Below are 20,310 nucleotides of genomic sequence, written 5' to 3' on the forward strand. Positions count from 1 at the left end.
ACTGAAAGGAGCCACAAGCTCCTTTCTTTTTAGCGGTACACCCAATGCGTTAGACCCTGGGCGGCTAAAAAATCTTCAGCGTCTTTTCCCTGTAACATTGCCAGGGTTGCCAGTAACCCAGCCTGCGTGCAAGAACCTGCCGCAACCGTTACCGAACGGGGCGGTTCCTCAACCGGATAACCGGTGTTAGGGTTTAGTATATGGCTGTAACGCTTGCCTTTATACAACAGATATCGACGGGCATCGCCGCTGGTTGCCAGCCCGCCCTGATAAATTTTAACCAGGGTTTCACCCTGTTCTCCCTTGAGTGGGTTTTCAATGCCTATATACCAGGGCTGATCGTTTATCCGCCGGTGTGTTACCTGAATATCGCCGCCAAAATTGACGACCACCGACACCTCTGGCACCTGCTCAGACAGCAACACCGCTACACGATCCACCGCATACTCTTTACCAATCCCGCCAACATCAAGATGCATGCCCGCTGGCACAGTAACGGTATCGGCGGTAAGCTCAACCCGCTGCCAGCCAATCAGGGTTAACAGCGCAGCAATATAAGATTCAGATGGCAAACGGTTGGATCCGTCAAAGCGCCAGACTTTACCCAGTACCCCCGAAGTAATATCAAACATGCCCTCGCTGAGCTGATAACAGGTATTGGCAAAACTTAATAATCGGTAGGTTTCATCATCAATAGCTATCGGCTTCCCGTGACTACTATTGATGGCGCTAATCACACTGTCGGCACGGTAACGGCTGTACTTGTATTCGATCCGTTTCGCTTCATTATAAGCCAGTTGGGTAATATGCCGGGCCAGTTGATTATCGGCGGTTTCAATAAGAATTTCACAAGGACTGGCCATGGCATCAAAGGTGCCAAGCATAAAGCCGTCTTGTGGTTGAATGGATACCGCCAGATCGGAATGCTCCCCGGTTCTGGTGGTATCGGCTTGATTAGTGGCCATTAAAACAGTCTGCTTACCTTAAAAATGGTAGTTAAACTGTAATATAACGGCTTTCACACTGGGGTAAAGGTCTAAATCAGCTAGCACGCCCGGTTCATCGAAACCGGCATTTTTCGGATCCTGCTGATAATATTCTGCCCGCACAGCCCACTCGTGACCGTTTTCCATTTTATGTCCGTACTTGAGCCCAACGGTATACGCCGTCATTTCGCCTACACGATAATCAGCACTGGCATACATAGGCATCGGATCGTTCTGGTTCAGGAACGGACGATAAAATTCCGCCGCGCTCTGCTGGTAGTACCGCAAGTGGGGCTGAATGTAGTTATTATCGCCTAAATTAAACCGGAAACGAGAATCGATGGTGTGAGAATCGATTTCCCAGTCATCAGTAGCAAAACGATACGACACATCCACAACACCACTATCGAGGGCATATTTGGTTTGCCAGAAAAAGCTGTGCTTGGTGCGCGAATCCGGGCGGCCTTCATAAATGACATCCTGCGTCATACCGGCACCATCTACCACACTTAGCAGTTTGTAGGGATCAGTCATGTAGCCGTCGACCACACTTAACCCATAGTTAAACTGCATCAGCATACGGCGGTTAATGACCTGAGTAACACCCAGGATGAGGTCAGTCGTCGTTTTACTTTCCGAGCCGGTTTTGTTTTCACCTTCTTCGTAGTCATCATCCCATTCGAACTCGCCTTCATCATTATCATCGCCGATGTAGGTCGGGACCAACATACTGGTTAATGCATCAGGCGTTCCACCTACCGGATCGATGGAATCAAACTGGAACGACAAGCCAGCCGAAAGCGTGGTATTGCGCATAAATAAATCTTTTTCCAGTAAGCCACTCAGTCCCAGCGACATATAGTCATACTCACGGGACACGTTTACCGCACCGGTAGCCCGCCAGGTATCGGCAAAAGGCTGCATCCACGAACTGGAAACCTGCACGCGGGTATCGCGGAATGTATCATCCAGCGGCGTTTCACCGGCGTTCACTACGTAACCATCTTTACCTGAGGGGCGGGAGAATGTCTGGGCATAAGGCTGAGCGACAGCCCCGTTAGCCGATGCACCGGTCAGCGTATCGATAACCAGTTTAACGTTAAAGATACTATCATCGTCGTTGGTTTTGGTGGCGTTGATAACGCCTTCAGCCAGACTCACCCGGTCGGTTTCGCCGTAGTACAAAATAGCGGTATCAAATGTCCAGTCTTTAAGCATCTCCTCCTCGGCCTGAGCCGCAGGAGTTCCCAATAACGCGCAGGCAGCACCTGCCAGTGCTGTCGCTACCGTGCCTTTATTTGTTAGTTGCATCCGCAGCCGCCTCCGGCAAATGAACGGCCGCCACTGGTGGCTTCCTTACTAAAATAGATATGATCATCAAGGCCTAAATCAACGCCTTCAGCGCCCAGTGCCATTTCATCCTTGGCCAGTAAATCACGCTCCCAGGGTTGTACACCTAAGGACGCACAGCCGCTGAGCTGAGCGACAGCCACCATGGCTAAAATAGCTGCTAGTTTTCGTTTCATGCTGAACTCCTATTCGGCCAACAGGCCCTTAATTTCCTGTTCGTATCGGGCTTGCTTCTCAACGTGAAAGCCCTGATGAGCAATACGTAGATTGCCCGCTTTATCAATCAGATAACTGGTAGGCATGCCTTTTAATTTATAGGTTTGTGCTGAATTGCCATCAGGATCGAAGGCAACCGGAAAATGCGCCGGAAGTTTATCGAGGAACGTATTGGCCAGTTTGCGCTCGCTATCAAGGTTGATAGCAATAACGGTAAAGCCTTGCTCGCCATATTTAGCCTGCATATCGTTCATCCACGGGAACGAGCGCTGACAGGGCTTGCACCAGCTTGCCCAGAAATCCAGATAGACAACCTGACCTTTATAATCCGATAAATTTACTTGCTTAGAAGCCATGCTTAACACCAGCTCCGGGGCTGGTTGTGCTGCTACGGCCAGGTTGGCGCTGGCCAGCATTAAGCCCAGACTTAAGCTAACGGCGCCTGCCAAGGCTCGAATACGACCCATCTTAAAACCCTGTGTTCAATTAACTGATGAGCAGTGTAAAAATCAAACCTTAAGGAAAGCTTAAGGAAACCGAAAAATGCCCCTGCGCAGTGTGTCTTTCACCAAATTCCGGCCCGTCCTTAACGTCATTTTCTGCCAGGATTGCGGATTCACTCGCTTTTCCCGGTGATTTTGCCGTATATTCTTGCCATTACTCAGTTCGATGACGCTAAGAGGACAGCTTCATACTCATTGGCTTGAGCTAATATGCTGTCGGGCTCAGGCAATGGGTCCGAATGACCCAGGGAATAGTAATATTAACAGGATAAAATCATGCGTAGATTTTTGTTTGTTGCCGCATTGCTGGTTACCACTTTAAGTGGTTGTGCCAGCTATGAGATTCGCTCTACCACCATCGCCAAGAATCAACCATTACCAGCCAATAATGGCGTTGTTGCCTTACAGGTTATCAACAATGCCGAACGGCTCGCCCCGTTACATAAGGGCTGGACAGCGGTGATAGTAGTAAGAACCGACAATATGGACGCGATTAAAGCCGCCGCTATTGCTGAAGCAAAACAAAAAGCAGAAAAGAAAGGTAAAACCATCGACGAAGAAAAAGTCGACTGGGATCCAGAGGTTTATGAATTAACGCCGGTATACCAGGGAACGGTAGACAGCCAACTGTTTATTGGCAGCATGCCGCCAGGCGAATATATGATTTCAAACCTGTACAGTTTTTATAATGGCGGCGATATGACTTCCTGGATTTCCATGCCGGTATTTTCTGCCGCCGGTGAATTTGCAGTGAGCGAGACCACACTCACCGACCTCGGGTCTGTGTTGTTTCAGCCATTGCTCAGTATTAAGGAAAGCTCTTTCTGGAGCACTTCCACTTCATCCAGAGCTTTTGTTACGCGGGTATTTGAAGAGTCAGATTTAGGCAATATCGTACTGCCACAATATCCGCAAATACAGCAACAACTTACTGGTAAACCAAGCCTGAGTTGGAAAACCGACGAGCTGGATCCACTCCGCGAGAAACTCAGTGTACTGGCTACCGAAAACGCCCTGGCAGCCAGCCCCATCGTATTACCAACCACTCAGCAGCGCGCGCTGGCAGCTAAATTCGGTCGTCTGGCAATACAGCATGACGATACCTGGACAACCTATAACCTGCCAACCAATTCACAGTTGTATGCAGCGCTTGAAATAGACGGAAAAGTGGCCGTTGGCGGCGAGTTGGGGCAGTTATTTATTTCGTCCGATTGGCAGCAATGGCAGATCACTAACCCCGTAGGGGCCGATGAGGCCATTGTCTGGATGGACAAGACAGCAGACAGTCACTATGCCCTCACCAGTTCTGCCAAACAATATCAGGTATACCGGTTTAATCAGTTAAACGATAGCTGGCAGAAAATTGGTAGTTACATCAAAAAGGATCCCAACGACTGGTTGATTCAAAATGGCGGTCTGTTTGCAGCTATCACTAAGCAAGGCACACTGCGTATTTTCAACGATAACAAGCGTCACGACTATAATCCTGCTGACAATACCTGGTCGACGGATAAAAGCACGTCACTGCGTAATATGGTACAACTGGCCAATGGCGCATTAGTGGCCGTTGAGGTAAGCCAGTGGGATGGTGTTGGCTCACAACTCATCAGCCTGGATGATGGTCTGAACTGGCAAACTATTAACCGTAATCTGAGTTTATTTGGCGATCTCAAAGCCGATGTCAGTTTACCGGTACTGACCGACGACAATGAAGTCATCACACTTAGTCGTAACCGCAAGTCCAGCGGCGAAAAAAGCCAGATCCGCATTGCTACCACAGCATTGAGTAACGCTGATGATAGCAGTAGCTGGCAGCTACATGGTGTGGCAAAGGACAACTGCCATTCCTTACTGCCTCAGTTAACATCCGGCAATACACTGTATTTTCTGTGCGATCAGGGACAAATCGTCAGTACCAATGACTTTGGCAACACCTGGCAAACCGATATTGACCGTGATATTGCGCAAATGCAGGCGCAATACGAAACCTTTATCGATGAGTTAAAACAGCAGCAGGAAGCCGAAGAAAACGCCAAGGCAACTCAGGCCGAAGCAGCCGGCGAGAAATAAGCACTGTGGGTAATGCGTCTGACTTATTCGGTGCATTACCCGTTTATCAGATTCTAATCGCCCTAACTGAAGGGTTGCCAGCCAATGACTTTTCTGGCAATTTCCTGCCTCGTTTTACTTATCCGGATAATCTTTCATGAGCTGGGCCTTGCTGTCTGTCTTTGTACCGACTTTTTTCTTTGTGTCTGTAACACCGGGGATGTGTATGACCCTGGCCATGACACTGGGCATGAGTATTGGCGTGAAACGCGCATTATGGATGATGCTGGGTGAACTAACTGGCGTTGGCCTGGTAGCGACCCTGTCTGCGGTGGGCGTAGCGGCGCTGCTGTTAAACTATCCGGACATATTTACCCTGTTTAAATACGCTGGCGGACTGTACCTGCTTTATTTAGGCCTACAACTGTGGCTTTCCAAAGGCAGAATGGCATTACGCCAGGAGAGCAGCGACCAGTGGGTGAACAGAACACAGCTTATCAGCCAGGGCTTTATTACCGCCATAGCCAACCCCAAGGGCTGGGCTTTTTTTGTGGCATTACTACCGCCCTTTCTTGATGCCAGTCAGCCGATGGCGGGACAATTAGCCAGTCTGATTGCCATCATTCTTACTCTGGAGTTTGGCTGTTTACTGATGTATGCCTCTGGTGGCAGAACCTTACGCACAGTACTGATGCAAAGCGGCAACGTGCGCATCATGAACCGTATAGCTGGTACGTTAATGGCTGGCGTTGGGCTGTGGCTGGCAGTTGGCTAACCACAGCTAAAATACACCGGCAATCAGCCGGATATTGTTGCGATCATTCATCAGTAAATAACTGAGTTAACGTCGTCAGTCTTTAACAAACGTTAAGTTGCGCCCGCCCTGATTGAGTGTAAATGACTGATAATCGACCCCACCGTCATTCTGCTCAAAGGTTATGATGATGCCAGCAGGCTCAAAGCGAAATTCTGAATCTGAAAAGGGGGTTAACGGCAGAGCCCGTTGTCCGGTTGCCTGAGCGGTAAGTTGGTTACCGTCAATGCTAAGAGTAATGCTAAGCGTAATCTCATCAGAGGTAAAAACGCCCTGATAATGGCGCAGTTGTTTGGCAGAAAGCGTAATCGCCTGTTTGCTAAAATCAGGCAGTTCGTAAGGCATTCCGAAGTAAATACTTAATACGCCAATACTTATATCATTAACCTTAAAATTTGTTCCATTGGAAGTGATCACCACTGCCACATCATCACGATCAAAATAAACGCCTTGCGAACTAAATCCGTCGATACCGCCAGTATGGCCATAGGCCTGCTTGCCATTGAAAGGAAACTGAAAGATGCCACGGCCAAAACCTTCATTAATCTCTGTCATTTTTGCCAGCGACGCTGCTGACAGCAGCTTTCCTTCAAATAACCGGGTCAGAAACAGCGCTACCTCAGTTGGGGTTGAAATAATGGCGCCAGCCCCATGCGGTACACTCATATCAGTTTCTGATGCCGGGTACCATGTGCCACTTTGAAACTGATATGACCTTGCCTGATTTTGCTCAGGCGTAATTTCGCGACCATAAGCAGTACGACTCAAACCAAGTTTATCGGTAATTCGTTTTTGCAGTTGATTGGCAAAGGTATCGCCGGTGACGTCTTCCAGAATATAACCGAGTAGCAAATACCCACTGTTTGAGTACTGTGCCTTGCTACCAGGAGTAAAATCGCTATCCATGTGCTCAATAATCATAAGCATGTCTGCTTTCGACATCTTTTTCGTCATCAGGCTTGGATATTCTGGTAAAGCGGTGAAGTTATGAATGCCACTGCGGTGGCTTAACAGCATCGATATGGTGATATCACTGGCATACTTTACCTTGGGATAAAACGCAGCCAGCGGCGTATCGAGCGACAACTTACCTTCTTCGATAAGTTGAAAAATCATGGTGGCTGTATAAACCTTGGTGATTGAACCAATGCGATACTGCGTTTCTGAGTTAGGCTTTGTGCCTGCTTTTACGTCGGTAAAACCGATCGAACGCTGATAAACAGGCTGACCTTTATCGATAATTGCCACCGACATCATAGTTTTTTGATGATCATCAAGTAACTGCACAAATTCATCGAGCTTTGCTTTATCGAATGATTGCGCCTCTGTACCAAACGAAATAACAATTAAAAACAGGCAAAGTAGTTGTTTCATGCGATCCCTTGCTGTGGAGTATGCATATCCAAACCAGACAGAGACTACTGAAAGCCTATCACAATGTCGACCAAACCAGGGGGAGCCTGCCATGGACCAGGGTAGTTACTTTAGCGAATGTAAGCCAAACATATTCCCTTCGGTGTCTTTTGCCAGCGTAATAAAACCATAATCACCAATCGAAATTTTCGGCCGCACTACTGTGCCGCCTGCAGACGCTACACGTGACTCTTCTACCGCACAGTCTTCGCAGGAAAAATACACCAATACGCTGTTCTGACCCGCCGGCATGTCTTCAACACAAACGAGCGCCCCTGAAGCCCCATGGCTTTCCATGTCAGACGGGAAGGCCTTCATTTGCAGCGAGCTATTAGCTGGCTCCGTGGACTCCAATAAATCGGCAAATTCGATGGCAAAGACCGAACTATAAAATGCCGAGGCCCGGGCCATGTCATCAACATAAATTTCGAACCACGTAATGGGATTTTTCATACTGTACTAACCTGAAGGACTAAGACTTTTACATTAGCACGTATTTTGTACAATTCTAGAATGGTTTGGGGGCTGTTCCTCAATAGGGATGAACCACCTCGCCCTGCATGCTGTAGCCGGCAGCAGCCAGATCACTGCTGTAACGGGTGGTCGAGAAAATACCCTCAACCCAAACCGCATCATAGAGATTTTCCACCGGCACGCCTTCTTTCATTTTAACATGTACAATCTGGTTGGAAGGTGGTGGCGGCACATGAATGCAGGCACCAAAAAACGGCACCAGCAAAAATTCGGTTGTCAGCTCTGCAGTACCTTCTAGAGGGACAATAAACCCCGGCACTTTAACCCGTTTACCATTGTAAATATCCACTACCGGTGCATCAGGCTGCAACTGGGCCATCTTATTGTTGTGATCGGTAGCCTGTTGAGGCGCCAGTTCATTGAAGTCCGGCGGTACCAGATCTTCCCAGTACACTTCTTTAACCTCGCTGGCGTTTACCCCACCAGCAAGTAGCATCAGGCACCAAAGCAGCGGCACTGCCCGTTGTTGTATCAATTGCAACATAGGATCTCCAAATAAAAAAGGCCCGACGAATCGAGCCTTTAATCTATCAGCATAATGCTTATTTTTCAGCTTCGTAACGCTCAACACTTGATACGATTTCAGCTTTAGCGGCGGCGGCATCACCCCAACCGTCAATCTTAACCCACTTGCCTTCTTCTAAGTCTTTATAGTGCTCAAAGAAATGTTCGATTTGCTTCAGCAGTAAAGGCTCAACATCTGAGGTTTCAAACACTTTGCGATACAGGGTAGACAGCTTGTCGATTGGCACAGCCAACACTTTTGCGTCTTTGCCTGATTCATCGGTCATGTTTAATACGCCCACAGGACGACATTTAATCACTGAACCTGCCAGCAGAGGGAAAGGTGTGATAACCAGCACATCTACCGGGTCACCGTCTTCAGACAGCGTGTTGTTTACATAGCCGTAATTGGTTGGGTAGTGCATGCAGGTCGCCATGAAGCGGTCTACGAAAATAGCACCAGTGTCTTTGTCGACTTCGTACTTCACCGGATCAGCGTGGGCTGGAATTTCGATAATTACGTTCACTTCATCAGGCAGTTTTTTGCCTGCAGGTACGGCGTTTAAGCTCATACAGGTTTGTCCTTTCGTTAATAGTTAGATTGCGTCAAGTATAAGGCTAACAGATGAAAATAAAAACCTGTTGCCCGATGTATCGGGCATACTTAGGATTTATTTTACCTAACCAATTAGTCGTAATAGCTCAGGCAAGCCTCTACTTCGTCTTTTGAACCGATGATTACCGGTACACGCTGGTGAATTTCTTCCGGCATCACTTCCATGATGCGCCCCTCACCGGTTGAAGCCAGACCACCGGCCTGCTCCATCAAAAATGCCATGGGGTTCGCTTCATATAGCAGACGCAGTTTTCCTGGCTTACCCGGATCACGTTTATCGTACGGGTACATAAAAATACCACCGCGGCATAACAGGCGGTGGATGTCACCAACCATGGCGGCTACCCAGCGCATGTTGTAGTTTTTCTCGCGAGGGCCTTCCGTTCCGGCCAGCAGGTCTGCCACGTAGTTTTGAATGGGCGGTTCCCAATGACGCTGGTTAGACGCATTAATGGAAAACTCAGCGGTTTGTTCCGGCACCTGAATATTCGGATGGGTTAGCAGGAAACCACCATGGGTTTTATCCAGCGTATAAATATGTGTGCCTTTCCCGGTGGTCATAGCCAGCATCGTAGACGGACCATACAGCACATAACCAGCTGCAACCATTTGCGTACCAGGCTGTAAAAAGGCCGAAGGATCATCCGGCTCCATCCACTGCGGTGCATGAGCAATGGAGAAGATAGTGCCGATCAGGCTGTTAATTTCGGTATTTGAAGAACCATCCAGCGGATCAAAGCTGACCAGGTATTTACCATCGGGATGACAGGGCACCACGTCATCTTCCTCTTCAGAGGAAATCGCTTTTACATAACCCGACTCCTTAAGGATATCCTTAAGAATTTGATTTGAAATCACATCCAGTTTCTTTTGCGTTTCGCCCTGAACGTTTTCACTCAGAGTTGAACCCAAAACGCCCGCCAAAGCGCCCTGACTCACCCGAAACGAAATCTCTTTACAGCCCGCCAACAGCGTACGGATCAGCAAAATAAGTTCGAGCGGAGCACCATCTTGTTGCATTTGTGAATTAAGTCTTTTCATGGTTTATGTAAGCCTTTTTTTCTATGTAGGGTATTGTTGCACTATACGGGTCGATAATGCTGGTTCTCTCCGTTGCCGCGTGGCAGCAATTGAACCTCGAGCATGATGCTCTGGTTAGATTGTAAACTGACTCACCGCTGAAAGGAAATCAGATGTTTAGGCATCACCGTGCGCATCTGGTAAAGTGTTCGGATATGAAATTAGCGCAGGAAAGTTAATGCACGTACACATTTTGGGAATTTGTGGCAGTTTTATGGGCGGTATCGCTGCAATTGCCAAATCGCTGGGACACACTGTCACTGGCTCAGACCGCAATGTTTATCCGCCAATGAGCACCCAGCTTGAGGCGCTCGGGATTACCCTTACCGAAGGCTATGATCCGGCCCAGTTCGAACCACTACCGGATATGGTGATCATTGGCAACGCTATGTCACGTGGCAACCCGGCGGTAGAATACGTGCTCGACCGCAACCTGCCTTATACCAGTGGCCCCCAATGGTTGCTGGATAATTTATTAACCGACCGCTGGGTTATAGGCGTTGCCGGTACCCACGGTAAAACCACCACGTCTTCTATGGTGGCCTGGATATTGGAATACGCCGGGCTTGAGCCGGGCTTTTTAATTGGTGGCATTCCACAAAACTTCGGTATCTCCGCCCGAGTGGGGAAAAGCCCGTTCTTTGTGATTGAGGCCGATGAATACGACAGCGCGTTCTTTGATAAGCGCTCGAAGTTTGTTCATTACCGCCCACGGACTCTGGTGATGAACAACCTGGAGTTCGATCATGCAGACATCTTCGCCGATTTAGCCGCTATTCAAACGCAATTTCACCATTTGGTGCGAACTGTGCCTGCCACCGGCCTGGTCCTTTCGCCCGACAGTGATGACAACCTCGCCACCGTACTCGACAAAGGCTGTTGGAGCGAGCAGCAATATCTTGGCCGCCACTGGCATGCCGAGCTCATTAACCCCGATGGCTCAGCCTTTAAAGTGTTCAATCAGGAGGAACAGGTCGGCACAGTAACCTGGGAGCTTCTCGGTCAGCACAACGTCGACAACGCCCTGATGGCCATCGCAGCGGCGCACCATGCCGGAGTGACACTACCAGACGCCATTGCCGCATTAAGCGAATTTGTGAATGTTAAGCGCCGCATGGAAGTTCGCGGCTGCGTGAAAGACATTACCGTTTACGACGACTTTGCGCATCATCCTACCGCCATTAAAACCACCCTCGACGGCCTGCGCAAGAAAGTTGGCGATGCCCGTATCATAGGTGTACTGGAACCCCGTTCCAACACCATGAAAATGGGTATTCATAAGGATGTACTGGTCGACTCCTGGCAGGAAGCAGACGAGATATTACTGTTTGAGCCGGATAATCTCGGCTGGTCAATGGCGCAACTGGCCAAGCACAGTCAAACGCCAACGCAGGTATTTCGTAGCGTAGATGCTATTGTTCATCAGTTAACGACTATGCTGCAGCCCGGCGATCATGTATTAATCATGAGTAATGGCGGTTTTGGTGGGATCCATAACAAGCTATTGGATGTATTAGCGGGTAAAGCCTGAGAGTTAGCATGAAAAAAACCATCACCCTGGCAATCACCGGCGCATCAGGTGCGCCCTATGCACTTCGCTTACTGGAGCAACTGGTTGTGGCCCAGTATGACGTATTTGTACTGATATCTTCCGCCGCAAAAGTGGTTTTTGCCACCGAAGAAGACCTGAAGATCCCGACCCAGCCAGAAGCAGCCAGCACTTTTTTTACTGAACGCTTTAACGCTCATCCCGGGCAGATCCGGGTTTGTGGTAAAGAAGAGTGGTTTTCACCCGTTGCTTCCGGCTCTGCGGCGCCTAAACAAATGGTCGTGTGCCCCTGCTCCACTGGTACTTTGTCTTCCATCGCCATCGGCGCTTGTGACAACCTGATTGAGCGTGCTGCCGATGTGGTACTCAAAGAAAGAGGGCAACTGATTCTGGTAACCCGGGAAATGCCATTGTCGAGCATTCATCTGGAAAATATGCTCAAACTGTCACAAATGGGCGCTACTATCATGCCCGCCTCACCCGGCTTTTACCATCAGCCCCAACAGATCAGTGATTTAGTCGATTTTGTCGTGGCGCGTATACTCGACCATTTAGGGGTAGACCAGTCGTTGATGGCGCGCTGGGGCTATCAGAACCAGTAATCCGACGGATTTCAATTTGCAAAGGAAAATTAAAATGATAACACGCGCGAGAAACGCCCCTGTTGCACTGCTTCTCTTAGCTTCATCAGTATTAAGCCTGCCAGCTTTTGGCTGGGGCCAAACCGGCCACCGTGTCACCGGCGCTATTGCTGAACGTCACCTTTCCGCTGAAGCCAAACAGCAAATTGAAGCACTGTTACCGCTGGAATCACTGGCAGAAGCGGCAACCTACCCGGATGATATGAAGTCGAACCCTGCTGAATTCTGGCAGAAAACCGCTACCCCCTGGCATTACGTAACAGTGCCTAAAGACAAACACTATCACGACGTAACGGTGCCGGAAGAAGGTGACGCCGTCACCGCTTTAACCCAATTTAGCGCTACGCTGGAAGACAGCAAAGCTTCCAAAGCAGATAAACAACTGGCCCTGCGCTTTATCGTGCATATCATTGGCGACCTTCACCAACCGCTTCATGCCGGCAACGGTACCGATCGTGGTGGTAACGATATTAAGGTACGGTTCTTCTGGCAGGATTCTAACCTTCACCGCGTGTGGGATTCGCAAATGATTCGTCAGAAAGAGCTGTCTTATACCGAGTGGACTGACTGGCTCGACAAAAAGATCACAGCACAAGACATAGAAGCCTGGCACTCAACGGATCCGGCAGAGTGGATCACCGAGAGCACTAAAATCCGTGACACCATTTACCCCGAAGATGCCAATCACATGGGCTATGGTTATCTTTATGATCATATGCCCACCACCAAACGTCGCCTGCAGCAGGCTGGCATTCGCATAGCGCATTATCTCAACGAAATATTTGCTAAATAAACGTAAGGACGCTCAGAATCCATCCCATAGGATATATCTGAGCGTCTTATTAATGTCCTGTAGCGACACACTCAAGGTTATTAATCTCAACCATTTTACCGGTTCCATCATTACTCAGCAGACACTTCGTTCCTTTTTTATATAAGGTGAACCAATAGGCCTGGTTGTTATGACGACCTTCAACAGGTCTACCCTGCCTGTCCAAGTGCTCTCTTCGCTCAATAGTCACAGAGGAAGAACTCGAGAACACATTGTCAGCCAGAGTAACTTTGGTACCACCAAACCATGCACTGATTACCTTCTCTATCTGCACTTTCTGCTGATGAGTCAGCGCACCTACCGTGGCGGGATAAAGCTCGTTATCACTGGTTTGCGCACAGCCACTGGCAACAACCAGTGACACACTTGTCAAAAGCCAGGTTAGCTTTAGCTTTTGCATTATTCTTGCTCCGTCAGAATGGGCTCATTGATTTTGTTTTGCAGGATTAAACGCTCTTTGAGAACGAATGGATTTTCAATAGCCAGTGACGACTCTGAACTCTGTCGGTCAAGCGAATCCGGTGAAACCGGTGCAGGACTCACTGGCTCAGGGCAGGCCCCGGTTTCTGCATATTCCAGAGCCGCGGAAAGCATTCCTTCAGCAGGATCGCCCAACGGGCGGCTAAAATCATCTTCTACTGCACAACCCGGCACTTCATAGCCATAATTTGGCGTCTCGGTAGGTATAAAGCCGTCGGCATAATCGCCAAAACCTTTGTTATTTACGCCCTGAAACTGAATGGTGAAATAGGTTGTACCGCAATTGTCGGTCGGATAAAAGCCATAAGGCTTGCCACAGGTCGTAGAACCTATCTGGACAACTTCTACGTCGATCCCACGCAATGCATTCATAACCGATTCACTCGCCGAGCAGGACGCACCGGTGGTCAATACGAATACCCGGGTTAATGATAAGCTGGGTAAAACCTCACTGAGTAAACGGCTGGCATTATAATCTATTTCATTGCTGTAAAAGGGCGTAGGCCGAATGACATTGCCAGTTACAGGATCAATGTTTGGTGATTTATCATTGAATTGCAGAGTCTCGAAAAAAGCATTGTTGGTCTGCGCCGGACCTGCCACCATATAAGACAACTGAGATGCCAGAGCCAACAGACCACCACCATTATAACGCAGGTCGATGACCAGTTCGGTAACGTTTTCATTTATGAACCTATCAAAAGTGTCAATCAGATCATACTGGGCTGTTCGGATAAAGGTATTGAACTGAAAATACCCCGTTCTGCCTGCTGGCATATCCAGCACCTGAACATTCTGCACCGGAGATACCTGTACGTCGGATGACGTCACATCCACCGCCAGTTCATCACCATTAACAAGTTCAAACACAAAACTAGTGGTAGTACCATTATCAACGGGGAAAAGGGCTTCATTTAGCGCTTCGATATCAGTACCATTGTTGGTGTTAACAAAATCGATGCCATTAACCCGTTTTACTGAAGCGCCCCTCGGGATGCCAGCTAAATCAGCAGGTGATCCGGGCTCAGTAAATCTGACTATGAATGCTCTTGGCGAGGTATTTCGCACAAATTCCCAGTCGAATCCATAGCCGGATGCAACACCACTTTGAGTCAGCTCATTGTATTCATCGGTAGGTTGGTAAAAATGGAAATTGTCTTTTGGCGCACCGCTTGGCGTGGTCGCAGTAGTTTTTAGCTGCCCAAAATACGCCTGCACCGAATAATTGGCCGGATTGTTATCATCAACTTCGTCGTACCAGAGATAGGTCTCATTCGTCCAGCTACGAAGCCAAAGCTTTTCCTCCAGACTGCTGCCCGCCTCATCCGGGTACTGTTGCCCGGTGAAAGGGTCAATACCGGTTCGTGGCGACTCGCATCTCGCGATCAGCGAAGATGCTGCCGCATAAACGCCCGGTTGCCAGGATGGTCCTGTAGGTGTAGGTGTTGGCGTGGCCGCCGGGGCCGAAGAACTGGAGCCACCGCCACATGCGGATAACCCTGAAATAGAGATTGTTGCGACGATGACTGCCGCTAGTTTAGATAAGCGCATTGCTGCCTCCCTGGCCTTTGTTATTTTCTGTCGTGCTGTTTTCTTTAACTAGAGCGTGTTGCTCTTTGCGGTATAAAAAACAAACGGCATGAAGACTGATATTATTCATTTCGCCAAAAACAATCCATACCGAAATCAACATGCCGAGATCTATGTTATCAGATGTCCAATGGGACAAGCTATGCCAATTGATGTATTTAAGTGGTCGGGTCTATTCAAAAGCCGAGCACAGAATGACGTTTGAAGGGATTCTATATCGTATGCGAACAGGCATTCTGTGACGTGATTTGCCCAGGGAATTCGGTGATTGGAGTGCCATATTTAGGCGGTTCAATCTATGGTCTAAAAAGGGCGTGCTAGCCGAGATGTTTAAGGCACTGAGCCAAGCGAGTGATACTCAATGGTTGTTTTGATGACAGTATCGTTAAGGCTCATCAGCATGACGCAGGGGCTGCCAGTGACATCGATGAGTCCATCGGGAAAAACCGCGGTGGAAACTCAACCAAAATATATCTTGCGGTCGATAGTGGCTGATTACCGGTTTACTTTAAATTATCGGGTGGCCAAGCCCACGACGTTAGTGTCGCAGAATCCTTAGTGATGAACTCTCCTTCGTCAGAGGTTGTTGTGGCGGATAAGGGTTGCGATAGTGACATGTTAAGAGGCTCGATAGAGGCCGCTGACATGGCGTCTAATATTCCGAGGAAAATCAATAAGAAGCGCGGTAATACCCATATGGACTGGTGGTTATACAAATATCGCCACCTGGTTGAGAATGCGTTTTTAAAACTAAAAAAGTATCGGGCAATCGCTACGGGATATGACAAATTGGCCAGAAACTACTATTCGATGGTATCTCTGGCTTTTACTATGCTGTGGTTACCGATGTATGCTGACTGAAACATGTACAGAAAAAATCAACACACTCTAGATTCTCTAGTTAAAACGAAAAACCTCTTATGATTCAGTACAATCATCTATCAACTTCCATGAGATTCCACAGGAAACCAGCAGCACCTAGCGAGTACTAACAGAAGATATGTTAGGAAAATAACGGGGGGATGGCCGACCGTAGCTGGCCATCAGGTTAAAGATAATAGGCCGCCGACTAACCGACCTAGCGCACTTTATTCCAAAGGTTTTGATTTTTCTTAAACGAAAAATAATCTGCCGGTTCCCAGAAAGCAGGGATCAGATCGTCAACAGCTTCCGGCGAGAAGTTACCGGATAGCTGACTCATAATTTCCATGAGGCGTTCCCGGCCGATCCGCATTAATTTTTTGCGATTCGCCGGAAAAAACAGATTGCTCGACTTTTTAATCACTTCATCACTACCCGAGCTGATATAGGACAGGTTTCTGGTTACCGGGCGCCCTACCGGCTCGGCTGGATGGGCTGGGTTCAAACGGGTTACAATCGCACATTCATATTGTTCCCGGTCAATACCCTTTTCATTGCGTGGAATATAAGTGACGCCAAAACCAAGGGGGAAATACCCCACAATCTGCACAAACGCCTTAGCTAACTCGGCATTAATTGCCCCCTTTTTGGCCAGCTGTTCAATAAACACATAGCCTTTTGGCAGGTTTTTCTTTGAAAAATCCGGTTTGGTTGATAACACAATGGACGTATAGATTTGTGGTATTTTTATCAGCTCGCCAACCCCGTTTTTCGACAGGTAGGTGTCTTTGAGCAGCGTCTGCATAAACCCGTTGAGCGCTGTATGGCGCTGCACAAAACGATCCCGCTCAGCTTTGTCGTTACCGATATATCGCGGCAACCCCAAACCATTTTTGAGGTATTCCAGGGTTTGGGTAAAATTAATTTTGAGTAACTGCTTACGGGTAGGCTCATCCAGTACGCGAAACTCATCAAGCTTGTTATCCTCGCCATGTAAAATAGACAGCGCTTCGGATGACTGTAAGCCAATATCCTGCAACAAGGCGCAGCTGATAATAGGGATCGCTACTTCTTCCTGCCACTTTTGATGATGTTCACGGCCGCCCTTAAAGCGTAATACCGAATCTTTTACATGATACAGATAGCGGTTGTTCTGCACATCCATATCCAGCACCTTATCCACCAGCCGCAAGGCCAGTACGGCCTTATATAGTGGCTTTAAGCGTTGATGCAGGCCTGCAAAATTTCGTTCAGGTCCGCGGGTGATAAGCATCAGGGTACCGAGAAATTTGGAGCTTAACATCTGCGTATCTTCAAAATTCTCACCTTCGCACAGGCTAATCAACTGACTGGCCACCGAATGCAGTCGCTCGATCCGCTGATGGCGCCCATCCTCGTGCGACGCTGATACGTCTTTCATCTGCTTGCGTAAAAGCTCGGCTTTTGCCTGACCTTTTTTCAACTTTTCTGCACGGGTAAGTTGTTTCTGTATTTCCGCTACGGCTGATTGCTGTGCACTGGCCTCAGCAAAGTATTGTCTGGCATCGCCGTAAACCGACCCCAGCCGATCATCCTTTGGGTAAACCTCTTCGATAAGCTGCTTAACTTGCAGAGTATAGTTATTGTCGGGATGTTCAAACTTACTCACTGTAAACCTTATTATAGTGTTTTTGCTTTCAACATGGCGGTAATGGCGCGTTAAGACCACCATTAGTCATTTACGGCTCCCTGTACAGCATCAAAGACATCGTCCGTAAACCGTATGTTATCGCAAGATAAACGGAATTTAGGTATTTATATTGATACCAACAGTATACTAAAAGTGAAGATTTTTGCCTGAAACAGGCGGGCTGATGAAAGCTGAATTCACACGAAACGTTGTGTCTTTTCAGCTCAACATGGTGGCGTATTTCACACCGAACGTGAAGAAAAATTGTAGAGCAGTAACAAAGAAAGCGGTGGCTACGCCACCGGCTTAATCAATATCGAGCGGCTCAGGAGAGAGAATTACGCCAGTGCTGTCGGCATATAGATGGTCTTCCGGCAGAAAGGTTACCCCACCAAAATTAACCGGCACATCAATATCACCAGTGCCCTGGCTATCGGCATTTACCGGAATAGAATTGACGGCCAGTATGCCCAGATCAAAATCAGACAGGCTGTCGACTTCGCGAACACAGCCGTAGCACACTACACCTTCCCAGTTATTTTCAACTGCCAGTTGCGCCGATTCAGCATCAAACAACGCGCGGCGCAGCGAGCCACCACCATCGATCAATAATACTTTGCCATCGCCCGGTTCAGTCAGTACCCGGTCGATTAATTCCCTGTCTTCAAAACACTTCACGGTGGTTATTTCTCCACCAAAGGAATACCGACCGCCATAACTGGTGAAAATGGGATCGACCACATCCACGTTATCGGCGAATAAATCACATAACTCAGAAGTGTTATAGTCCATGTTTATACCCTGTTGGTAAGCTAGGTTTTCGGGTTTTAGCATAGCACTCTAACAGTGATAACGCCTAGCGCAGAAATTGATTTTACTCACAAAAAGTTTGATTTCGCTCTACCCTCCCGCCATTGCCAGTCACTGTCATAAACCTTTAGCAAAACTGTCACTTGTGTTTCACGAACACTTTTTAACCTGATAGCGTTGATGAAAAGGAGCCGCGTTGGATGGGCCTGAAAAATATAACCAAATACGATACTGCAATCTTTCACTGGTTGTACGATCTGACCAAACACCGCGATTGTCGGGTTATTGTCTGGTTGTCGCGTACCGGTGATGGCTACCTGTATTTTGTTATTGGTCTTTTGTTAATGTGCTTCGAGCCTGAGCATGGTGAGATTTTTCTCTATACCGCACTAATGGCCTACGGTCTCGAACTGCCAATTTATGTGATCTTGAAAAAGGCCTTCAAACGCCCACGCCCGTGTGATTTTCTGGCTAACCTGACAGCCCACGTAACGCCGTCCGACAAATTCAGCTTGCCGTCCGGGCACACCGCTGCCGCCTGTTTAATGGCAACTATCATCGCGTTTTACTACCCTTCATTCTCACTACTCGCCTTTACCTGGGCAAGTCTGATTGGTTTGTCCCGCATATTGCTGGGCGTGCACTACCCTACTGATGTGATTGCTGGCGCCTTGCTGGGCCTCACCATTGCCCAACTGAGTCTGACTATTCTGGTTTAACATGAAAATACTTTATGGCGTACAAGCTACCGGCAACGGTCATATTGCCCGTGCTCGCATTATGGCATCAGCCATGGCTGAACGTACTGATATCGAAGTGGATTTTATTTTCTCAGGCAGAGCAGCAGATGAGTATTTTGATATGGAGTGCTTTGGTGAATACCTCACCTTTAATGGGCTGACTTTTGTAACCCATAAAGGCAAGGTCAGCCAATGGGAAACGCTAAAAAGCGCCAGGCCGCTGCAATTGTATCGAGATATACGGCAACTCGATGTAGCAGGCTATGATCTGTTGCTGAATGACTTTGAACCCGTCACCGCCTGGGCAGCCCGCCGCCAGGGATTAACCTCTATATCGATAAGTCACCAGGCCGCCTTTAGTCACGATATCCCACGCGCCAGTGAACACTTCACTGACAAGCTCATTATGCGCGGCTTTGCGCCCACAGACATCCAATTAGGCGTGCACTGGTTTCACTTTGAAAAACCTATTGTGCCCCCTTTTATTACCGATAAACCGGTGCCGTACCCGGCTAACAGCCACACGCTGGTCTATCTGCCCTTTGAAGAACTCGACGATATTCAGTTGCTGCTTGAGCCGCTCACCGAACAGCAGTTTGTATGCTTTCATCCCAAAGTGAAGCAGCAACACACGCAAGGACATATTGAGTGGCACCCGCCTTCCAAGCCTGGCTTCAGCCATGCCCTGCAACACTGTTCGGGGGTGATCAGCAATGGTGGCTTTGAACTGGCCAGTGAATCATTGCAACTGAAAAAGAAACTGCTGGTGAAACCGCTGAACGGCCAGTTTGAACAGCTCTCCAATCTGAAAACCCTGATGTCGTTGGGCCTTTGCCAGCCACTGTATCAACTGGACACGGATACCGTTGAAGAGTGGTTGCTGGAACCAGCCAGTGAAGGCTTGCAGTTCCCTGACGATCCAACCCCTATGCTTGACTGGATTGTGGCAGGTAATTGGCACAATACTAAACCACTGTGCGAAGCGCTGTGGAAACAGGTAAATTTTGGTCCAAAGACCCGTGAACGTTTGATGTCACTTGCATTTTAATCTCCCTCTGCGATGATATCCGCTC

The 20,310-nt window shown here is 48.4% G+C and carries 21 protein-coding genes and 1 pseudogene; 8 read left to right on the top strand and 14 right to left on the bottom strand.

The window, feature by feature from the left end; genetic code table 11:
• Positions 1–29 precede the first annotated feature (29 nt).
• The 4 genes from AC2T0J_RS03985 to AC2T0J_RS04000 are packed head-to-tail and all read right to left on the bottom strand — an operon-like array spanning position 30 to position 3,019.
• Positions 30–965, bottom strand: coding sequence for an FAD:protein FMN transferase (locus AC2T0J_RS03985; RefSeq protein ID WP_489808883.1), 936 nt, complete (start codon positions 963–965; stop codon positions 30–32).
• Positions 966–983: 18 nt separating this feature from the next.
• Positions 984–2,297, bottom strand: a complete 1,314-nt coding sequence (locus AC2T0J_RS03990) for a DUF3570 domain-containing protein (protein ID WP_489808884.1) — start codon at positions 2,295–2,297, stop codon at positions 984–986.
• A complete protein-coding gene (locus AC2T0J_RS03995; RefSeq protein ID WP_489808885.1) occupies positions 2,288–2,512 on the bottom strand; it encodes a DUF4266 domain-containing protein in 225 nt (74 codons plus the stop codon). The genes AC2T0J_RS03990 and AC2T0J_RS03995 overlap by 10 nt, the downstream gene beginning before the upstream one ends.
• A 9-nt stretch (positions 2,513–2,521) precedes the next feature.
• Positions 2,522–3,019 (bottom strand): TlpA disulfide reductase family protein, encoded by a 498-nt coding sequence (locus AC2T0J_RS04000; RefSeq protein WP_489808886.1) that lies wholly within the window; start codon positions 3,017–3,019, stop codon positions 2,522–2,524.
• 312 nt (positions 3,020–3,331) lie between these two features.
• Between AC2T0J_RS04000 and AC2T0J_RS04005 the strand changes: the two genes are divergently transcribed.
• Both AC2T0J_RS04005 and AC2T0J_RS04010 read left to right on the top strand, forming a co-directional pair.
• Positions 3,332–5,125 (top strand): hypothetical protein, encoded by a 1,794-nt coding sequence (locus AC2T0J_RS04005; protein WP_489808887.1) that lies wholly within the window; start codon positions 3,332–3,334, stop codon positions 5,123–5,125.
• Between the two features lie 136 nt (positions 5,126–5,261).
• A complete protein-coding gene (locus AC2T0J_RS04010) occupies positions 5,262–5,879 on the top strand; it encodes a LysE family translocator (protein WP_489808888.1) in 618 nt (205 codons plus the stop codon).
• A 75-nt stretch (positions 5,880–5,954) separates the two neighbouring features.
• On the opposite strand, the gene AC2T0J_RS04015 is transcribed toward AC2T0J_RS04010, so the two are convergent.
• The 5 genes from AC2T0J_RS04015 to AC2T0J_RS04035 form a co-directional block, all read right to left on the bottom strand.
• Positions 5,955–7,292 (bottom strand): serine hydrolase domain-containing protein, encoded by a 1,338-nt coding sequence (locus AC2T0J_RS04015; protein ID WP_489808889.1) that lies wholly within the window; start codon positions 7,290–7,292, stop codon positions 5,955–5,957.
• A gap of 105 nt (positions 7,293–7,397) precedes the next feature.
• Positions 7,398–7,784, bottom strand: a complete 387-nt coding sequence (locus tag AC2T0J_RS04020; protein ID WP_489808890.1) for a VOC family protein — start codon at positions 7,782–7,784, stop codon at positions 7,398–7,400.
• A 79-nt stretch (positions 7,785–7,863) separates the two neighbouring features.
• Positions 7,864–8,301, bottom strand: coding sequence for a DUF3299 domain-containing protein (locus AC2T0J_RS04025; RefSeq protein ID WP_489810429.1), 438 nt, complete (start codon positions 8,299–8,301; stop codon positions 7,864–7,866).
• A 106-nt stretch (positions 8,302–8,407) separates the two neighbouring features.
• A complete protein-coding gene (gene ppa / locus AC2T0J_RS04030) occupies positions 8,408–8,941 on the bottom strand; it encodes an inorganic diphosphatase (protein ID WP_489808891.1) in 534 nt (177 codons plus the stop codon).
• A 116-nt stretch (positions 8,942–9,057) separates the two neighbouring features.
• Positions 9,058–10,026 (bottom strand): class 1 fructose-bisphosphatase, encoded by a 969-nt coding sequence (locus AC2T0J_RS04035; RefSeq protein WP_279321399.1) that lies wholly within the window; start codon positions 10,024–10,026, stop codon positions 9,058–9,060.
• Positions 10,027–10,243: 217 nt separating this feature from the next.
• Here AC2T0J_RS04035 and mpl point away from each other — a divergent pair, with 217 nt between their 5' ends.
• Genes mpl through AC2T0J_RS04050 form a run of 3 tightly spaced genes read left to right on the top strand, consistent with a single transcriptional unit; the run spans position 10,244 to position 13,048 of the window.
• The gene (gene mpl, locus AC2T0J_RS04040) at positions 10,244–11,596 is read left to right on the top strand and encodes a UDP-N-acetylmuramate:L-alanyl-gamma-D-glutamyl-meso-diaminopimelate ligase (RefSeq protein WP_489808892.1); all 1,353 of its coding nucleotides are present in this window, start codon (positions 10,244–10,246) and stop codon (positions 11,594–11,596) included.
• Positions 11,597–11,604: 8 nt separating this feature from the next.
• Entirely contained in the window at positions 11,605–12,216 is a 612-nt protein-coding gene (locus tag AC2T0J_RS04045; protein ID WP_489808893.1) for a flavin prenyltransferase UbiX, read from the top strand.
• A gap of 34 nt (positions 12,217–12,250) precedes the next feature.
• Entirely contained in the window at positions 12,251–13,048 is a 798-nt protein-coding gene (locus AC2T0J_RS04050) for a S1/P1 nuclease (RefSeq protein WP_489808894.1), read from the top strand.
• Positions 13,049–13,097: 49 nt separating this feature from the next.
• Here AC2T0J_RS04050 and AC2T0J_RS04055 read toward each other — a convergent pair whose 3' ends face one another.
• The 3 genes from AC2T0J_RS04055 to AC2T0J_RS04065 are packed head-to-tail and all read right to left on the bottom strand — an operon-like array spanning position 13,098 to position 15,260.
• On the bottom strand, positions 13,098–13,487 hold the full coding sequence (locus tag AC2T0J_RS04055; protein WP_489808895.1) for a hypothetical protein: 390 nt from the start codon (positions 13,485–13,487) through the stop codon (positions 13,098–13,100).
• Complete coding sequence (locus AC2T0J_RS04060; RefSeq protein ID WP_489808896.1) at positions 13,487–15,118, bottom strand: S41 family peptidase; 1,632 nt, start codon at positions 15,116–15,118, stop codon at positions 13,487–13,489. Before AC2T0J_RS04060 ends, AC2T0J_RS04055 begins: the two co-directional genes overlap by 1 nt.
• Positions 15,105–15,260: a hypothetical protein gene (locus tag AC2T0J_RS04065; protein WP_489808897.1), complete on the bottom strand. Its 156-nt coding sequence runs from the start codon at positions 15,258–15,260 to the stop codon at positions 15,105–15,107. Before AC2T0J_RS04065 ends, AC2T0J_RS04060 begins: the two co-directional genes overlap by 14 nt.
• Here AC2T0J_RS04065 and AC2T0J_RS04070 point away from each other — a divergent pair.
• A pseudogene (locus AC2T0J_RS04070) lies at positions 15,259–16,018 on the top strand (IS5 family transposase). The gene AC2T0J_RS04065 and the pseudogene AC2T0J_RS04070 overlap by 2 nt on opposite strands.
• A gap of 217 nt (positions 16,019–16,235) precedes the next feature.
• Here AC2T0J_RS04070 and AC2T0J_RS04075 read toward each other — a convergent pair.
• Together AC2T0J_RS04075 and rraA are read right to left on the bottom strand one after the other, a co-directional pair.
• Positions 16,236–17,666, bottom strand: a complete 1,431-nt coding sequence (locus AC2T0J_RS04075) for a hypothetical protein (RefSeq protein WP_489808898.1) — start codon at positions 17,664–17,666, stop codon at positions 16,236–16,238.
• A gap of 327 nt (positions 17,667–17,993) precedes the next feature.
• Entirely contained in the window at positions 17,994–18,479 is a 486-nt protein-coding gene (gene rraA / locus AC2T0J_RS04080) for a ribonuclease E activity regulator RraA (RefSeq protein ID WP_105934634.1), read from the bottom strand.
• 218 nt (positions 18,480–18,697) lie between these two features.
• Between rraA and AC2T0J_RS04085 the strand changes: the two genes are divergently transcribed.
• Both AC2T0J_RS04085 and AC2T0J_RS04090 read left to right on the top strand, forming a co-directional pair.
• On the top strand, positions 18,698–19,216 hold the full coding sequence (locus AC2T0J_RS04085; RefSeq protein WP_489808899.1) for a phosphatase PAP2 family protein: 519 nt from the start codon (positions 18,698–18,700) through the stop codon (positions 19,214–19,216).
• Position 19,217: 1 nt separating this feature from the next.
• The gene (locus tag AC2T0J_RS04090) at positions 19,218–20,285 is read left to right on the top strand and encodes an MJ1255/VC2487 family glycosyltransferase (RefSeq protein ID WP_489808900.1); all 1,068 of its coding nucleotides are present in this window, start codon (positions 19,218–19,220) and stop codon (positions 20,283–20,285) included.
• The last annotated feature ends 25 nt before the right edge of the window (positions 20,286–20,310 follow it).

This window comes from Alteromonas sp. ISO5, assembly GCF_058105165.1.

What these genes read in the sequence shown, in the direction of transcription:
- AC2T0J_RS03985 (WP_489808883.1), bottom strand. Translation starts at nt 965, where the DNA reads ATGGCCACTAATCAAGCCGATACCACCAGAACCGGGGAGCATTCCGAT.
- AC2T0J_RS03990 (WP_489808884.1), bottom strand. Translation starts at nt 2,297, where the DNA reads ATGCAACTAACAAATAAAGGCACGGTAGCGACAGCACTGGCAGGTGCT.
- AC2T0J_RS03995 (WP_489808885.1), bottom strand. Translation starts at nt 2,512, where the DNA reads ATGAAACGAAAACTAGCAGCTATTTTAGCCATGGTGGCTGTCGCTCAG.
- AC2T0J_RS04000 (WP_489808886.1), bottom strand. Translation starts at nt 3,019, where the DNA reads ATGGGTCGTATTCGAGCCTTGGCAGGCGCCGTTAGCTTAAGTCTGGGC.
- AC2T0J_RS04005 (WP_489808887.1), top strand. Translation starts at nt 3,332, where the DNA reads ATGCGTAGATTTTTGTTTGTTGCCGCATTGCTGGTTACCACTTTAAGT.
- AC2T0J_RS04010 (WP_489808888.1), top strand. Translation starts at nt 5,262, where the DNA reads ATGAGCTGGGCCTTGCTGTCTGTCTTTGTACCGACTTTTTTCTTTGTG.
- AC2T0J_RS04015 (WP_489808889.1), bottom strand. Translation starts at nt 7,292, where the DNA reads ATGAAACAACTACTTTGCCTGTTTTTAATTGTTATTTCGTTTGGTACA.
- AC2T0J_RS04020 (WP_489808890.1), bottom strand. Translation starts at nt 7,784, where the DNA reads ATGAAAAATCCCATTACGTGGTTCGAAATTTATGTTGATGACATGGCC.
- AC2T0J_RS04025 (WP_489810429.1), bottom strand. Translation starts at nt 8,301, where the DNA reads ATGCTACTTGCTGGTGGGGTAAACGCCAGCGAGGTTAAAGAAGTGTAC.
- ppa (WP_489808891.1), bottom strand. Translation starts at nt 8,941, where the DNA reads ATGAGCTTAAACGCCGTACCTGCAGGCAAAAAACTGCCTGATGAAGTG.
- AC2T0J_RS04035 (WP_279321399.1), bottom strand. Translation starts at nt 10,026, where the DNA reads ATGAAAAGACTTAATTCACAAATGCAACAAGATGGTGCTCCGCTCGAA.
- mpl (WP_489808892.1), top strand. Translation starts at nt 10,244, where the DNA reads ATGCACGTACACATTTTGGGAATTTGTGGCAGTTTTATGGGCGGTATC.
- AC2T0J_RS04045 (WP_489808893.1), top strand. Translation starts at nt 11,605, where the DNA reads ATGAAAAAAACCATCACCCTGGCAATCACCGGCGCATCAGGTGCGCCC.
- AC2T0J_RS04050 (WP_489808894.1), top strand. Translation starts at nt 12,251, where the DNA reads ATGATAACACGCGCGAGAAACGCCCCTGTTGCACTGCTTCTCTTAGCT.
- AC2T0J_RS04055 (WP_489808895.1), bottom strand. Translation starts at nt 13,487, where the DNA reads ATGCAAAAGCTAAAGCTAACCTGGCTTTTGACAAGTGTGTCACTGGTT.
- AC2T0J_RS04060 (WP_489808896.1), bottom strand. Translation starts at nt 15,118, where the DNA reads ATGCGCTTATCTAAACTAGCGGCAGTCATCGTCGCAACAATCTCTATT.
- AC2T0J_RS04065 (WP_489808897.1), bottom strand. Translation starts at nt 15,260, where the DNA reads ATGTTGATTTCGGTATGGATTGTTTTTGGCGAAATGAATAATATCAGT.
- rraA (WP_105934634.1), bottom strand. Translation starts at nt 18,479, where the DNA reads ATGGACTATAACACTTCTGAGTTATGTGATTTATTCGCCGATAACGTG.
- AC2T0J_RS04085 (WP_489808899.1), top strand. Translation starts at nt 18,698, where the DNA reads ATGGGCCTGAAAAATATAACCAAATACGATACTGCAATCTTTCACTGG.
- AC2T0J_RS04090 (WP_489808900.1), top strand. Translation starts at nt 19,218, where the DNA reads ATGAAAATACTTTATGGCGTACAAGCTACCGGCAACGGTCATATTGCC.